Source organism: Devosia alba (assembly GCF_039938915.1).
GTDB lineage: Bacteria > Pseudomonadota > Alphaproteobacteria > Rhizobiales > Devosiaceae > Devosia > Devosia alba.
On record NZ_JBDUUI010000003.1, the window covers coordinates 200299 to 214865 of the forward strand.

The 14567-nt window shown below is 58.8% G+C and carries 15 protein-coding genes; 5 read left to right on the forward strand and 10 right to left on the reverse strand.

Features of this window, described 5'->3' with window-relative positions; all coding sequences use genetic code 11:
- Window position 1: 1 nt before the first annotated feature.
- On the reverse strand, window positions 2-301 hold the full coding sequence (locus ABFY71_RS06085; RefSeq protein ID WP_347945332.1) for a hypothetical protein: 300 nt from the start codon (window positions 299-301) through the stop codon (window positions 2-4).
- On the reverse strand, window positions 294-938 hold the full coding sequence (locus ABFY71_RS06090; protein WP_347945127.1) for a YcbK family protein: 645 nt from the start codon (window positions 936-938) through the stop codon (window positions 294-296). Before ABFY71_RS06090 ends, ABFY71_RS06085 begins: the two co-directional genes overlap by 8 nt.
- A 125-nt stretch (window positions 939-1063) precedes the next feature.
- Here ABFY71_RS06090 and ABFY71_RS06095 point away from each other — a divergent pair, with 125 nt between their 5' ends.
- The 5 genes from ABFY71_RS06095 to ABFY71_RS06115 all read left to right on the forward strand — a co-directional run bounded on the left by ABFY71_RS06095 (window position 1064) and on the right by ABFY71_RS06115 (window position 5462).
- Window positions 1064-1552 (forward strand): DUF2441 domain-containing protein, encoded by a 489-nt coding sequence (locus ABFY71_RS06095; RefSeq protein WP_347945128.1) that lies wholly within the window; start codon window positions 1064-1066, stop codon window positions 1550-1552.
- 155 nt (window positions 1553-1707) lie between these two features.
- Window positions 1708-2595: a thiamine pyrophosphate-dependent dehydrogenase E1 component subunit alpha gene (locus ABFY71_RS06100; protein WP_347945129.1), complete on the forward strand. Its 888-nt coding sequence runs from the start codon at window positions 1708-1710 to the stop codon at window positions 2593-2595.
- Window positions 2592-3578: an alpha-ketoacid dehydrogenase subunit beta gene (locus ABFY71_RS06105; protein ID WP_347945131.1), complete on the forward strand. Its 987-nt coding sequence runs from the start codon at window positions 2592-2594 to the stop codon at window positions 3576-3578. The genes ABFY71_RS06100 and ABFY71_RS06105 overlap by 4 nt, the downstream gene beginning before the upstream one ends.
- Complete coding sequence (locus tag ABFY71_RS06110) at window positions 3575-4678, forward strand: biotin/lipoyl-containing protein (protein WP_347945132.1); 1104 nt, start codon at window positions 3575-3577, stop codon at window positions 4676-4678. The genes ABFY71_RS06105 and ABFY71_RS06110 overlap by 4 nt, the downstream gene beginning before the upstream one ends.
- A gap of 4 nt (window positions 4679-4682) precedes the next feature.
- Window positions 4683-5462 (forward strand): cephalosporin hydroxylase family protein, encoded by a 780-nt coding sequence (locus ABFY71_RS06115; protein ID WP_347945133.1) that lies wholly within the window; start codon window positions 4683-4685, stop codon window positions 5460-5462.
- Here ABFY71_RS06115 and ABFY71_RS06120 read toward each other — a convergent pair.
- The 8 genes from ABFY71_RS06120 to ABFY71_RS06155 form a co-directional block, all read right to left on the reverse strand.
- Window positions 5459-7804 (reverse strand): hypothetical protein, encoded by a 2346-nt coding sequence (locus tag ABFY71_RS06120; RefSeq protein ID WP_347945134.1) that lies wholly within the window; start codon window positions 7802-7804, stop codon window positions 5459-5461. The genes ABFY71_RS06115 and ABFY71_RS06120 overlap by 4 nt on opposite strands.
- 18 nt (window positions 7805-7822) lie before the next feature.
- Window positions 7823-8620, reverse strand: coding sequence for a hypothetical protein (locus ABFY71_RS06125; RefSeq protein ID WP_347945135.1), 798 nt, complete (start codon window positions 8618-8620; stop codon window positions 7823-7825).
- Window positions 8620-9471, reverse strand: coding sequence for a hypothetical protein (locus ABFY71_RS06130; protein ID WP_347945136.1), 852 nt, complete (start codon window positions 9469-9471; stop codon window positions 8620-8622). The genes ABFY71_RS06125 and ABFY71_RS06130 overlap by 1 nt, the downstream gene beginning before the upstream one ends.
- Window positions 9471-11939 (reverse strand): phage tail protein, encoded by a 2469-nt coding sequence (locus ABFY71_RS06135; RefSeq protein ID WP_347945137.1) that lies wholly within the window; start codon window positions 11937-11939, stop codon window positions 9471-9473. The genes ABFY71_RS06130 and ABFY71_RS06135 overlap by 1 nt, the downstream gene beginning before the upstream one ends.
- Entirely contained in the window at window positions 11936-12556 is a 621-nt protein-coding gene (locus ABFY71_RS06140; protein WP_347945138.1) for a hypothetical protein, read from the reverse strand. Before ABFY71_RS06140 ends, ABFY71_RS06135 begins: the two co-directional genes overlap by 4 nt.
- Window positions 12557-12624: 68 nt before the next feature.
- On the reverse strand, window positions 12625-12900 hold the full coding sequence (locus tag ABFY71_RS06145) for a hypothetical protein (protein ID WP_347945139.1): 276 nt from the start codon (window positions 12898-12900) through the stop codon (window positions 12625-12627).
- A complete protein-coding gene (locus ABFY71_RS06150) occupies window positions 12900-13835 on the reverse strand; it encodes a hypothetical protein (protein ID WP_347945140.1) in 936 nt (311 codons plus the stop codon). The genes ABFY71_RS06145 and ABFY71_RS06150 overlap by 1 nt, the downstream gene beginning before the upstream one ends.
- A complete protein-coding gene (locus tag ABFY71_RS06155) occupies window positions 13832-14566 on the reverse strand; it encodes a hypothetical protein (RefSeq protein ID WP_347945141.1) in 735 nt (244 codons plus the stop codon). The genes ABFY71_RS06150 and ABFY71_RS06155 overlap by 4 nt, the downstream gene beginning before the upstream one ends.
- Window position 14567: the final 1 nt, after the last annotated feature.

Sequence of the window (14567 nt, forward strand, 5' to 3'; positions counted from 1 at the left end):
CCTACTCATCGCGGTTCCACCGGGCCAGCCGCTCGTCAACATCGGCATGGCCGATCTGGTCGATTCCATCGTCGGTTTCCTTTCTGATCCGCACATGATCAAGCGTTTCACGATCCTGCTTGGCCCGCTCTTGTTCAGAACCCAGCTGGCGGCCCCAGATAGCGCCCAGCGCGGGCAGAGCGGCTATCAGGGCACCAGTGGTTACCTTCCAGCCGAACGTCATTTGTACGGCCACGATAGCGGCGACGATGACGGCGGCCCATATCCACCAAGGGATCATGCCCAATACCCACTCAAACATCGCTGGGCCTCGCAATCATCTTGACGGCCAACCAAGCCACGAAGGCACAGACCAGAATGATGAGCGCAGCGCCGGCAGCCCATTCAGGGAAAGCCTTGACTGCTGTCGCCACACCCGTAGCAGCGCCGCCAGCGCCGACCAGCACGCCGGGCTTGGTCACGATGTCGATCACCGTCTCGCGCTTGGGTTCGGTCTGGAATTGCGGCGTCGGGGCGATCTTGCTTTCCGTCGCGGTCGGAAAGTCGCTGCCATCATTCCAGCGCCGGGCCGGGCCGGTGTCGATGTGCATGAACCCGGACTTTGGGTAATGGCCGAATCCGGTGAAGCCAGCCGACCGGGCCGCGCGTTCAAATGCTGCCGGATCCTGGTTGGTCATCATCACGTCGAACGCCTTGCCGAGACGATGCTGGGAATGCGTTGCCCCACCGACGCGCTTGTTGTGTGCGGCCGACCGATAGGCGCTTGTGATCATCAGCGGCTTGCCAAGGGCAGTGCGGAGCGCCTGCAGCTTGTCCATGCTGCCGGGATCGATCAGCAGCTCGCCTTCGCCCTTGCTGGCGATCTCTTGGGGAGAGAAATTCGGCCAGCGCCAATCGCCCAGCGGGAAATCCCGCCAGGATGCGTAAACTTTGGCCATGAGCGGCCTCCTATGATGATGGACAAAGAAAAACCCGCCGAAGCGGGCTTGGATGGTGGCCGGGACTCGACCTATGTACCGGCCATGACTATCGAAGAACTGACAACTAGATGGAGGTCGTCCTTATGTATTTTCATGTGGCGCCGCTGATGCTGGCGCCCGGGTCAGTAATCGAAGCTGGAAACTGGGGAAGGATGCTGAGCCTTTACCATCCTTGGTTTGGACAGCCCGCCATTGCCCTTCGAGAGCGTATATTCGAGGAGGTCCGCGTCGCGAGTTTTCCTGAAAAACCTAGTAGGCTTCAGTGCTGCTATGTTCTGCCAGATCGGGACACTGCTCTTGAATACTGGCGGGGGCAGCCTCAGAGCTTGATCTACCGGGTGGAGCCGGTGCTAGAGAGCGCCCCAACGCACTTTGGTTGTTGGAGCTTTGGGTACATCAATGGAGAGGTCAGCACGCCGAAGTTTATGGACGAACTGCCCACCCTCGCCCTCGATTATTGGGCGAGTTCCCGAATAATCAATCCCGAAATACTGCTGACCAGCGCCATTCGAATTATCGACCGCATCCCTCTTACGAGAGAAATGGTTCGCGCAGCCCATCGCTGGAACTGATGAACTTGTAAAGCGCCACACGCGAGCTCTTGTAGAGCTTGCTCATGGGGGTCTCCTGGTGATGTTGGTGGGCATTAACGGCGCATATTGCCGAATGGCGTCGATGCGACGGATCGGTTAGGACTGGCGCCGCGTGAATTGTCTAAGGGGTGGTCATGGACGACCGATTGAAGAGTTTTTATCGGCAAATGAAGACGATCCAGGTAGTCGAAGAAAGGCTATTGGCATTGTTTGCTGAGGGGCAAATCAACGGCACGGTTCACACTTGCCTCGGGCAAGAGGCATCGGCTGTGGGGGTTCTTGATGCGATTGACCGATCCAAGGACATCGTGGTCTCGAACCATCGCGGGCATGGCCATTTTCTTGCTTATTGCGACGACATAACCGGGCTGGTCGCCGAGATAATGGGGCGGGATGGAGGTGTTTGCGGCGGTAAGGGCGGCTCGCAACATCTCCAGTCTCAGAATTTCTACTCCAATGGAGTGCTCGGGGGGATGGCTCCGGTTTCAACCGGCATGGCGTTCGCCGAAAAGCAAAAGAACACCGGCGCGATCGTCGTTCTGTTCATTGGTGACGGCGCAATGGCCGAGGGCGCAGTTTATGAGGCGCTGAACATGGCAGCGCTTTGGAGTTTGCCTATTGTGTTCGTTATCGAGAACAACGGCATCGCTCAAAGCACCCCTATTGAATTCGAGCACGCGGGCGATATGAAAACTAGAGGCGATTCGTGGGGCATTCCCACCACACATATAGACGGAAGTGACGTCGCTGCCGTTGCCGCTGCTGCTGCGGATGTGGTGTCCGCCTGCCGATCGCAGCAGATGCCGCAGATCCTGCACATTGGTCTTTTCAGGGCCGGCCCCCACAGCAAGGGCGACGACACGCGAGACGACAAGGTAATGATGGCCGGTCAAAGTAAGCTGCCAATCCCGTTGCTCACCGCTCAGTTGCCGGATGACTGGGTTCAGGCGGTCGATCTCGAGATTTTCGAAAGAGTTGAAAAGTCCGTCGAGATCAGCAGGGCAATGGGCGCCACATCATGAAGTTTGTTGAAAGTGTCAGGGCTTCACTGACGCAGGTGATGGAAGACGAGCGGGCGCAATTCCTCGGAGAGGATGTTCTTGATCCATACGGCGGGGCCTTCAAAGTTAGCGCCGGACTTTCCTCGAAATACCCGGACCGAGTTCATACCACTCCTATTAGCGAGGGGGCTATTATTGGTGTCGCGACAGGCATGGCGATGCGAGGGCTCCGCCCCGTCGCCGAGATCATGTTCGGCGATTTCCTCACACTCTGTGCAGACCAGATCGTCAATCATGCCACTAAGTTCGCGGCGATGTATAACGGGAAGGTCAAAGTCCCCATGATTGTTCGATCCCCCGTTGGAGCGGGGCGCGGATATGGGCCAACGCACAGCCAGAGCCTGGAGAAGATGTTCCTTGGTACCCCTCATCTCCGGGTCATAGCGCCCAGCCACGCGCATGATCCAGGCGAACTGCTTGCCCAAGCGTACACAGCAGGCGGCGTAACTCTCTTCCTTGAGCATAAGATGCTCTACCCACTTGAGCTTTTTGCCGGCTCAAATCTCATATCGCGCAAGGTTGGTGCCGGAGCATTCCCTTCGGTGACTCTTTGCAACCATGATCGAAGAAGTCCGTGTGATATTATCCTGGTCGGGTTCGGCGGTTCGAGTCGCTTATTTGTACCGGCTCTGGAGCTACTCGCCGCCGAGGAAATACGCGCGTCCGCTGTGCTTTGCGCGGAAATCGGTGCCATGTCAGGGGACCTGTTGGTTGAGTGCCGTCAGGCCGAGCGCATCCTTGTCGTGGATGAGGCTTCCGCAGGTTTCAACTGGTCGAGCGAAGTCGTGGCTTTTCTATATGATCAGTTGGTCCCCAACCTTCGTCACCCGATAGGTCGCTTGAATTCAGAGTGTGACATCATCCCGACTTCTCGGGCGCAAGAAGAAGTCGCCATCGTAACCACTGCAAAAATCATCGAAAAAGTATGGGGGATGCTGAAGTGAGTACGATTTTGAGGCTGCCCCGCGTCGGGGCCAATGACGACACAGCCGTAATTGTCCATTGGGCAGCCGGCGACCAAGTAGTGGCCGGCCAGGTTGTTTGCGAGATAGAGACGGCAAAAGCAGCAGCCGAGGTGGAGGCTGAGTCTGCCGGTCATGTTGTGCAACTGGTAGCTGTTGGCGACACAGTGGAAGTGGGCCATGCAATTGCTGTCATTCTAGACGACCCAAACGAGGACTACAGCGCTCTCCTCGATGCACCGATGGCTGCTCCGACGGACGCTGACCTGCCTCGCTGGACCAAAAAGGCAGAACTGGTGGCCGCCCGCATGGGCATCGACATCTCGAAAGTGTCACCGACGTCTTCTGATGGTTTGATACGCGAAGAAGACGTTCTGAACCACAAGCTGCCAGCCCGCCCCGCGAGGTCCAGCATTGAGCGTGTAGCGGTTATCGGCAGCGTAGCTGGCGGCGGCGCCGCTATCGTGGTGGACATCATCCTGCGCAGTCTCACTCAAGTCTGCCTTGCCATATATGACCGGGACCCCGACGTACTCGGTTCTAGCGTGCTAGGGGTGCCCGTGGTTGGGCCTTCTGATTACGAGGTAATTGAAGCCGCCTGGCGTCGGCAGGAATTCGACTCGGTAATTCTGGCCTTCAACCGGAATCTTGCCTCGCGCCGAGAGGCCTTCGCTGCGTTGAGCGAAATGGGCGTGCCGTTCACCAACGCGATTGATGCTACGGTAAATCGGCGTTCTGGGGTGCTTATCGGCACAGGCAACGTCATCGCAGGTTCATCCTACTTGGGAGCTGAGGCCGAGATCGGCGATAACAATTTCCTCAGCAGCAACACCTGCATCGAGCATCACGCGCAGATTGGTAGTCACTGCGCTTTTGGTCCGGGCGTCACATTCTCGGGGCGCGTTTCTGTCGGTGATGAAGTGCGATTTGGCACCCAAATTGCGGTGGAACCTGGGGTGACAATAGGCTCAGGCTCTGTCATTTCCTCCTCTGTTGTCTTAACCACGTCCGTGCCTGCCAACTCTGTGGTGAAAACCAAGGTAGGGCATACGATTGCCCCATTGTCTAAGTCGAGGATCTAATTCCATGGACGTCACTGCACAGTTTGAAAAAGAGTGTTTGGAAAACGCAGCGGCTGCGGGGGCGGATACGAACCTCCAGCACCTAACCGTCCAGTGGATCCAGGAAAGCGCAAGGCACAAATACTCCTACAATTTCTCTGCACTCGGCCGCCCCATTATTCAGTACCCGCAAGACATCGTGGCTATGCAGGAACTCATCTGGGCGATTCAGCCGGACCTTATAATTGAGACCGGTATTGCTCATGGTGGCTCGCTCATTCTGAGCGCATCAATGCTAGCAATGATCGAATACTGCGAAGCCGTGGCGGCTGGAACAGTGCTCGATCCGTCCAAGCCAAAGCGCCGTGTTCTTGGCATTGATATCGACATCCGAGAGCACAACAAGACGGCGATCGAGACACACCCCATGGCGGGCCGTATTGATATGATTCAGGGATCCTCGATCGACCCCGACATTATCGAACAGGTTCACGGCTACGCCGAAGGCTATAAGCGGGTTCTCGTGTCACTCGATTCCAACCACACGCATGATCACGTACTTGCCGAGTTGGAGGCCTACGCCCCCCTCACCAGTTTGGACAGTTACTGCGTCGTGTTCGACACTGTTATCGAAGATATGCCGGACGATCTCTATCCGGATCGCCCATGGGGCACTGGGGACAACCCAAAGACTGCAGTTTGGAAATATCTTGAGACTCATCCAGAGTTTGAGATCGACAGAGCTGTTGACAACAAACTGCTAGTCTCCGTGGCTCCTGACGGGTTCCTCAAGCGAGTGGCTTAGTTCCAGTAGAAATACGCGTCGTGCAACTCGACCATCTTGTTGTTCAGAGTCTTGAACCGCCAGCGCGGCGCCGTACCGGATGGCTGGCCAGACACATCGGTGTCAGCGCTCTCGACCACCCGCAGTCCACCAGGCGTGCTGAACTTCTCCGTCAGTGTCATAGATGCCCATGTCGTGCCGCCATCACGGCTGCACTCCATGGTGTAGTCTGTACCGGCGGTCGCTGCATCGACTTCCTTGACCCGGATCAGAGTCTTCATTGTAGTTGGTATTGCTGCGGCAGTGAAACTGGTGGATGAAACGCTTAGGTCGTTTACTGTCGCGACGCTGACGAAAGTGACTTCATCTATCAGAAGGTAGGTTGCATCCCCATTATTGGCCGTCACATTCAGCCTATAATAGGAATACGAACTAGGAGACGAAATTGAGTAGCTCTTTGCTTCGCCGCCGCCAGACCAGGTTTGTGCAGATCTGGTGTCTAGCGTAGCTTGTTCACCAGAGAAAGCCCCCGTGTCCGATCCCTGTAGCGTCCATGCCTGCGGGGCCCTGGCTGGAAATCCTGCGCCTGAAGTTACGGTATACGACCCAATAGTCTTCGGTGTCGCAAACTGGTATTGCAGCCACCCTGTGGTTGCAGAATTTGTGATCCAGCAGCTTTCACCATCGCCAACTCCGACAATTTTGTCGAATGCCTCCCACGGGTTGTAACTAGCGAGAAAGGTTGAGGCGCTTACTGTATTCCCGGACTGGGTTGCTCCAGTATGGGTGGCGGTCTGGTCTGCCCCATCGATCACTGTCGGCTTCAAAACGCCAGCGGTCGCTGTGCTTAGATTTGTGCCACCCGCCACATCAACATACGTCAGCGCACCGAAGCTATCGGCTACCCGACTTCCATCATCGCCCAAAAATAGAGCCATATTGGTGTTGTCTGCAACCTGCAGTGCAAGTAGTGAGACGGTGATCAACAGGTCGTCATAGCCGGCGGGCACCAGTTCATCGATGGTCTTGCCTCCGTCGGCGAGGAGTTTCCCGGTCGTGTCATCGAACACCGCAACTCGGCCAGCAACAGCAGAGGCCGGGCCGACCGCCAATGTGGGCGCCGAGATGACGGGCGATGTCGGATCGGTAAGGTCGACGCTGACCCCAGTGCCTTCCACAATCGTGGCAACCGTGCCCGCCCCGTCATTCCCTCGCCTTGCGACCAACTGCCAATAGCCGTTGCTCGTCGTTGGGAGTGCCGGAGGAACATTGCCTGTAGTGGCCTGCAGCGCGCGCCATGACGATCCGCTATAGAGCACGCCGTCGTCCAACACATAAGCCGTCGCGCCGCTATAGTCGCCCTGCCAGTTAATACCGCGTTCGCCTTGCTCTCCTTGTGGGATGTCGAAGTCAAAAATAGCGGCGCCACTGGTGCCAGAATTGGCAACGGCGGCTGGGTCGCCGGGCGCCACAGTAGTGACATCCCCGACAGCAATTGTCGCTGCATCTCCCGTATCGCCCTTCTCAACCGCCAAATCCCATTTGTCGGCGGCCAGGTCCGTGGCAAAAGTTCCTGCGGTGTGCGCCTCCATGCAGATATAGGTGCTGCCGCCCTGTTCCACGAGATCGTCCACGTCATAGGCGAATGCCGTTACCCATGGACCCTGCCAAGCCCCAAGGATGGCATTGGTGCCGTCCGCGCCCTGCGCAGAGAACATGACCATCAGTTCGTCATCGGCGGCAAATCCACCAGAACCGCCGATATAGACCAGTGTCAGCTTGCTGTAGCCCGTACCATCGACCACGGAGTCGGTGACCTTTAGCGCATGAAACGCCGAGGGATCAGAGGCCGATCGCACCCAAAGCTGTCCACGAGCGCCGGGTGTACCCTGATCGTCCCAGCTATCGATGACGCCAGCCACGCCAGCACCATTGGCATCAAGATCGTCGATATAAGCAGCCGTCGCGCTGCCGATTGCGATGTTGTTGAGGCGCAAATACCCAGCGCCCGGATCAGCATCGGTAACGCTATCACTGAACCGATAGAACAACCCCCGGCCATTGGCCTCGATGACCGACATTTGCGCCAGCAGATCACGCAGTCTGGCCGCGCTCGTGGTCGTGTCCGACGCCGGGATGATCTCGTATGCGGCATCTGTCAGTGATGTGCCCGCCCAAGCCGTGATCGCCATGACCCCGTTGTCGGCCGGGTCTGCTGTGATGCGGGCCATCAGGCCTTGAGCCGGTACGAACAGCATGTCGTTTGCACGAGTCTTGCCGACCCAGAACGTGTCTGTCCCGGCCACAGAAGTGCTGCCATTGGCCACCGTTATGGTGCCGACGGAATAGGGCGTGCTCGCCATTGATGATGCCTCTAGTGGTTAGCTGCGGCGGCCGAAGCGGCCCTTGACGGTCACGGCATAGGTGGTGCCGTAATTGGTGGGATCGGAGTAGACGGCCTGGGTGCTGCCGCCCTTTTGATATCTGCTGACGATCGACAAGACGGTTTCCTCAAATGGGTTGGTCGAGGAGAATTTCGCGACACCGCCACTGCCGCTGTACCCAATATCAGCCAAAGCGACGTATTTCCCGGGCCCTGATGGCGCTGAGTTCACCCCGCCAAGAGAGCTTTGCTCAAACGCCAGCGGCTGCCCCCAGGTGACGAAATTACCCGACACCGGGCCGCACGACTGTTGAAGGTCCAGGACTAGGTTGCCGTCCGAAATAAAGACCGACATCACCCTGCCGAGCCCGCGAACCTGTTCGAGCAGGATCGACCCGGTGATCTGCATTGCCTGGTTCATCGGCACGCGTGGAACGAGCGCCTCACTGCTCCACGAATGCGTCGGCGCAACCGTTCGATTGAGCGATATCCGGCCAATGAAGATATCAGCGCCAGCCGGCACGGCGCCGAGCACGAGTTGGTTTGTCCATTCCTGCGGCCGAGCGAGAACGCTTGACGAGTTGTCGACTGCTACTGAATAGCCGCCCGGCTCCTTTACGACGTGATATTCCCAGACATAGCCCTCACCTTTTGGCACATCCGGGTAGACGGCACTGGTGGTGAAGGTCTGCTCGGTGGTGAGGAACTGGATCAGCTTCCCCATGGTCGTCAGGACGGTTCGACCGTCCTTGGTGATGACCAGTTCACCATCTACATAGCCAACTGCACCAGCCACTACGGCACCTTTACCTGTATTGCCGGATCACCAGTGAATGAGCCCCCATAGGCTCCAGATGGGCCAAACACCCAACCGCTGTTCTGCCGTGGACTCACGAACGCCGAGACGGCAGAGGCTGGGACGATGTCAGTGATCGTGCCGTCAGGGTCCACCATGCGCGGGGCCCCATTGTTCAGATGGATGGTGCGGCCTTGTGCAAACCCGAACGGATCACCGCCAGGGCCGACCTGCAGGTAGCGCCGGTCGGAGCGGAACTTGCCCCGGCCGAGTTCAAGCAGGCCCTGTTCGCCATCCCAATGCCCCAGCACGTTGCCACTCGGCGCCGGCGGTTGCCGGAAGATGATCACCGTGTAGCTTTTCGCAACGGCTGGAATGGCATCACTCGTACGGCTGGACCGTTCTTCAAGATAAAGGTGCGTCGACGTTGCATAGGCCGTGACATAGCGGGCGCGACCATCGGCGAAATACTGGATCGGCTTGCCGGGGTAGAGCACGTCACCGTCGACCACGACCATGAAGTCAGGCACATAGCCCAAGTCGTGAACCGCCAGCGTATGCGTCGCAGACGCCGTGCCGTAGACCAACTGGTTGTTGTTGACGGTAAAGCCGTCCGAAATTGTGACCGCCGCAATCGCTGCATGACTGATCGGGGTCACTGTCGGGCCATAGCCGACTTCGCAATAGTCCAGATCGGAGTGCAGATAGATATTGGCGAGCCAGTTGCCGGGATCAACAAGGGGACGATGCATCGGCGCGTTGATGTCCTTTGGATCGCCGCCGCCCGGCGCTTCGTCATAGATGGCGACAGCATCGGCCTGTTCACTCAGGCGATAGATAATCCTGCTCATTATGGTGCACTCGCAAATTGCCATTCGTTATTGGTCAGGTCCAGGAACGTGTAGCCATCGGCACTGGTGATCATCGCCGCGGTGATATCGCGGATCATCAGTCCGTTCTCGTCAAACAAGGCCAGCACCGTTGCGCCTCCATCCTTGCTGATCACGGTTTGGGTGGCGTCGAGAACGATGCGGCTCTCTCCACCCGGCAACAGGTCGAGATAGATGCCGGCCGACGCGAACAGATCGCCATCGCTTGATAGCTGCACGGCCCAGCGAGCACTCACGCCAGCAGGGGCCGCTATTGCCTCATACCGCACCAGCACTTGCGCACTATCGCCGCCCATGGCTGCGTACAGCGTCGAGAGCGACGTTGCGATTGCACCGCCCGGACCAAGAGCAACTTCGATGAACTCGATGAACCCGGCTTCGAGATCACCAACCTTCTTGCGCAGTTCCCGCTTCATGCCCTGTTGGTCGTTGAAGTTGGCAGCGTCCTGCTCGGACAACAGCGTGCCCAAGTGCTCGATACGATCGGCAGCATCGCGGGCGTCTATGCTGATGGCGTTGATTTTCTCGATGATCTCGGCAGCGATATCGGCAAATGTGATGTCGATATCATCGGCGCCGAGTTTGATGTTTCGGGCCCTGACGGCAAAGAGATCACTGGCCACTGTCGCGCGTCCAGATTCCGAAATGTACTGGATCTGGATCACGAAATAGGTATTCGCCGTCACAGCCTCCGTCAGCCGAGCAGAGCCCAGCGGCGGCGGCACATCGCCCTGCCATGCCAAGTCGCCTACGATCGGATCATCCGCCACGGGGTCAATGGCATCATTGAGCCACATCGTGATGCGCACCGCGCGCACATCGACACCGACCGAAGCCGATGACCAGAACACATCAAAAGCAGGCCGGCGGCCATTACCCTCATTGTCCATAGCGGTCGCTGGCTCGACATAGAAGCCGGACACTTCCTGCGGCGCCGGGCGGTTGGTCACAACGGGCGCAAAGCTCAATGGCTGCTCATCGGTGCCCGGCGTCCAGTTGTGGTCTGCTGGGTCGATCTCCTGCAGCCCAAGCACCACAACGCCCCAAGGGGTAACGGTGCGGGCCGTGATCAGGAACATCTTGGCCGAATAGTCGAACCGATCCGAGGTCCAGGCCAGCGCCTGCAGCACGCGGAACTGTGCGTACTCTGGCGGCAACGCCACGACATGCGTCTTGAATCGGCGGCCTTCCTCGATGACGGCCTTGATAACGCGCTGCGCCTGCGTGCCGGAGAACGTCGTGCCGAGGTCCAGCCCTTCAACCTGCCGGCGGCCATCGTCTTCGGCCTCAAGATCGCTGCGATAGTACGGCGCGGTTTCCTTGTCTTCCCAAGCCTGCGACGGCTCGCGATAGGTGGCAGTCGCCCCGTTGATGATGCTGTCGAGGTTCGGGAACGGGATGGAGCCCAGCGGTTCAGTCGCCAGCACGTCGGCATCCGAGAACGCACCATCGGCTTCGTCCGGCACGCCGCACAAAGGATAGATCGTGCCGTCGCTGGAGTGGCAGATGCGCGAGTTGGCCCCGATCAGCAGTTCCTTGACGACATCGGCGGGGCGCTCATTGAGGCTGATACGGCGCCCCGCTCGGAACTGCTTTTCCGTCCCGCCGCCGACCAGGCTGATCGCGAGATCACACTTGTCCATCGCGGCGGCCCATGCCGCATAGGGCATCTGGGCCTGCGTGGCGGAACCGCCCCAAATTTTGGTGCCGAGAGTCGTTGCGCCTGGCTCGTTGTAATAGATGCCGCGCTCGATGTTGTAGATTATGACCCAGTTGTTGTCGGAGAAGGCCCAGGTAGACGGATTAGCCCAACGCTGGGAGCCACTACCGCCCGCCGTGCTGTCCTGCCGGGGGTCATAGAGCTTGATGCCCTGAAACTCGCCCATGAAGCTCGGGAGGCCCGTCCAGAGGGTTTCTGACCACAGAGCCGTGGTCACGAGATACGGAACGCCGCGCCCGACCATATCGCCGGTCCAAGGCCGGTCGGCGTCGGATCCAAACTTGCCGGTCAGATAGCTGTCAGCCGTGGTCTGGGTGCCGTCGAAGAACTTCCACCACAGATGGCCGCTGTACTGCGGTACGGGGTAACCTTGAGTGACCGCGTCAGTGGCAGAGACAGTCACCCGAACACCGTTGACGAACAGGCCTGCTAGGCCAGTGATGGGCAGATCGCCGAACGAATAAACGCCGGTCAGGTATGCATTCGGGACTTCGCCATCATTGCCCCATGCATTCTGGTATTCGAGCTTGCCTGGCTCACCGACCGTACCGACGAGGAAATATTGCGGAACCTTGCCGCCGATCTGGGCAGAGCCGCGCGTGCCGGTGCGGCGCTTCTGTTCCTGCGGCTTTGGCGCAAACGCCTGCTGCAACAGCGACGAGGCGATCGAGAGAACAACGCCGACAATGATCTGGATGATGAAGTTCATGACTTCGACTGCCCCCACCATGTGTCGACCTGGCCAGCCGTATCGCCATGCCTGCGAAAGCGATCACCGTCCCGGCGCCGCTGCTGTTCATCGGACTCCATTGCTGGATTGGTCCGGGTCAGGTCGATCGCACTGGCCACGGCTTCGAGTGACAAGCCCCCTTCCCCACCGGCAGCTGCATCATTGACCGACGCGCCATCGACGCGACCGGCAAACATCAGGTGCGGCGCGGCAACCAGGTTCCACGTTGCCGGATCGAACAGGGCCCGGTGCATTTCCACCCGAGCCACGCGGACATTGTTGCCATAGACCATGTCCATCGGGCCGCCAGCGGCATCGCTGATATGATCAAGCCCGAACGCGACGGATCGCGCTTCGAGCCCGATAGCGTCGACAATCTGAGGCACATCGAGCAGCGTACCGCCGCCAACCATATTGCGGCTCACTGGCGTCGTTTCGCCAAGCGGGACGACATTGACCGCGATATTATCTTCACCGTTCCAGTAGACGAACTCAGCAGCCGACCCGCCAAGGGTCTTGCCCTTCACGGTCAGGATGTCGCGTACGACAATGCTGCCGCTCGCGAGAGCGGTTATTGTTTCAACATCGTAGGGCATGGCTGCTCATGGAAAAGCCCGGCGCTATGGCCGGGCTGGGTGCAAATCGGACGAGTTGAACTGACGGGCTAGAAGTCGTCGATAATGGGCTTGACCCAATTATCGTGCAACACGCCATCGGCGCGCAGCGGGATAGCCTCCGGGGGCTCCGGCACCACTTCCTCCCAGACATAGGGAGGGCCGAGATAGGTGGTCACGTGCTGGCCATAAACGTCGGTATCGAGCAGGCCGAGAATTCCCTCGGGCTCGCTCTGCATATCCTGGATATAGCCGTCACAGAATGCCTTGTAGGCCTGTGCCTCTGCCAGCTTGTCCTCTGGGAAAATGACGAAGATATTAGGCATCATGCCCTCCTTTGAATTTCAGTCCACGCCCACACCTTGGCAAGGTCATCGCCTGCCAAGATGCCTGTCAGCATGATATGGCGGATTTTGCCATTGAACGGGCCGGTGCCGCTAACTCCGAGGCCAGAACGGACCATCGTGTCAGTTGTTGCCGGTGTAGTGACGGCCTTCGTGGTCAAGTCGCTCCCATCAATGGCAGTTGCGACACCACCGTCGATTTGAAGCCGCGCCGCACGCCTGCCGGAAGCGTCGACTGGAGGAACCGCCGAAAAACCGGCGCTCGCTCCATTGCCGACATATCCGCCTAAGCGTTGCGTCCCGGAAACCCCGGCCAGGGTGAGCGCCCGCGAGTTGTTGTTGGTTGTGCCGCCGTAGTTGAAAACTCGCCTTGTGGTGGTATCTGCCCCCGCCGCCTCATTGTCGAACACAATCCACATTTCACCGGGGTCGGAACCGATGGGAAATGACAACGGAACGCCGGTAAGCGTCATCTGGTCGTCAATACCATCATAGTCGACCGCCGGAGCGCCATTGAAGCCATCCGCACTCCATACCGGACGCGCACCGCTAACGGCCTGCACCATGTCGTAGCCCGCGATAACGTCTTTCCAGCTCGTGACCTGCGTGCCTGACAGCGTAATAAGATCAGTGCGGTCAGCGCTCCAGAATGCCTTGATCGAACTGCCAAGCACCACCGGCATCCAATCGCCGGACATATAAGTGCTGATCAGCCCGTTGATCTTCGCCCGCTTGACCGCGGTACTGTCCAGCGACTCCATCGTCGGCAGGGACAAATCATCTGCCATGGCATTGAGACGCACCAGTGCAGCACCGAACGATGTCGGGGCCGCGCCCCCATCCCAAGCGGCAAGCAGATCATTGACCTTCTCGTGCCAGCCCACAGGATCATTGTTGACGATCGGGTCAATGCTCATGGTGAATAGGTCTGCTCTGCTGAGAACTTGAACGTCGAATGAACCGTGCTGATCGTTGACGGATACGCGGAGCCAGGCACTAGTCGGAACTTTCCATGCGGCTTGGCGAACTCAACATCAGGCGTTCCCGTCACTGATGCAGGCAAAGGCGGCCATATCTCAACAGATGTCACCGCGCCCGATCCATCAGCCGTCCGCGCCTCGGCAAACTGCCCCAGATAGAACCGCGAAGTGTCGAACATGATGCTGAAATACGTCCCCAGCGGCAGCATATATCCTGGCGGTAGACCGGTGAATGCGACATGCAGCCGATCCGTGATCGCGCCTAGCTTGGGCTCGAAAGCCCCAAGCCCGCCCCATGGCATGGAATCGTTCCACGGCAGATCATCCGACCATGGGAGATAGGTCTGCAGGTAAGGCGACGCACTCCCTGAGAGGATCGCCCCTTCTGGATCGCTGGAGGGGAATGGCAGTTTCGGATTGTAGAGCAGGAAGGTCTTGAGCCCACCAGCCCGCGAGTTTGCCAACGCCATCAGCCCTTCCGCCTCGGCGTGATCCATCGGAGGTGTAGTCAGTTCAGCCTTCCACAGGGACGGCGCCCGGTCTGCATAACGAGTTTCCCCGCCGCCGGTGGCCGATCGCTGCTGCTGCCACTCCTGCATGAATGTCGCGGTCGACACCCGCAGCAGATCGGCGAACGAGGCGATAGGGAGAGTTTCCGGCAGGGCCATG

Coding starts and splice junctions, on each gene's coding strand:
- ABFY71_RS06120 (WP_347945134.1), bottom strand. CDS start 7,804: ATGGCGAGCACGCCCTATTCCGTCGGCACCATAACGGTGGCCAATGGC.
- ABFY71_RS06155 (WP_347945141.1), bottom strand. CDS start 14,566: ATGGCCCTGCCGGAAACTCTCCCTATCGCCTCGTTCGCCGATCTGCTG.
- ABFY71_RS06105 (WP_347945131.1), top strand. CDS start 2,592: ATGAAGTTTGTTGAAAGTGTCAGGGCTTCACTGACGCAGGTGATGGAA.
- ABFY71_RS06130 (WP_347945136.1), bottom strand. CDS start 9,471: ATGAGCAGGATTATCTATCGCCTGAGTGAACAGGCCGATGCTGTCGCC.
- ABFY71_RS06100 (WP_347945129.1), top strand. CDS start 1,708: ATGGACGACCGATTGAAGAGTTTTTATCGGCAAATGAAGACGATCCAG.
- ABFY71_RS06150 (WP_347945140.1), bottom strand. CDS start 13,835: ATGAGCATTGACCCGATCGTCAACAATGATCCTGTGGGCTGGCACGAG.
- ABFY71_RS06115 (WP_347945133.1), top strand. CDS start 4,683: ATGGACGTCACTGCACAGTTTGAAAAAGAGTGTTTGGAAAACGCAGCG.
- ABFY71_RS06135 (WP_347945137.1), bottom strand. CDS start 11,939: ATGAACTTCATCATCCAGATCATTGTCGGCGTTGTTCTCTCGATCGCC.
- ABFY71_RS06145 (WP_347945139.1), bottom strand. CDS start 12,900: ATGCCTAATATCTTCGTCATTTTCCCAGAGGACAAGCTGGCAGAGGCA.
- ABFY71_RS06085 (WP_347945332.1), bottom strand. CDS start 301: ATGTTTGAGTGGGTATTGGGCATGATCCCTTGGTGGATATGGGCCGCC.
- ABFY71_RS06095 (WP_347945128.1), top strand. CDS start 1,064: ATGTATTTTCATGTGGCGCCGCTGATGCTGGCGCCCGGGTCAGTAATC.
- ABFY71_RS06140 (WP_347945138.1), bottom strand. CDS start 12,556: ATGCCCTACGATGTTGAAACAATAACCGCTCTCGCGAGCGGCAGCATT.
- ABFY71_RS06090 (WP_347945127.1), bottom strand. CDS start 938: ATGGCCAAAGTTTACGCATCCTGGCGGGATTTCCCGCTGGGCGATTGG.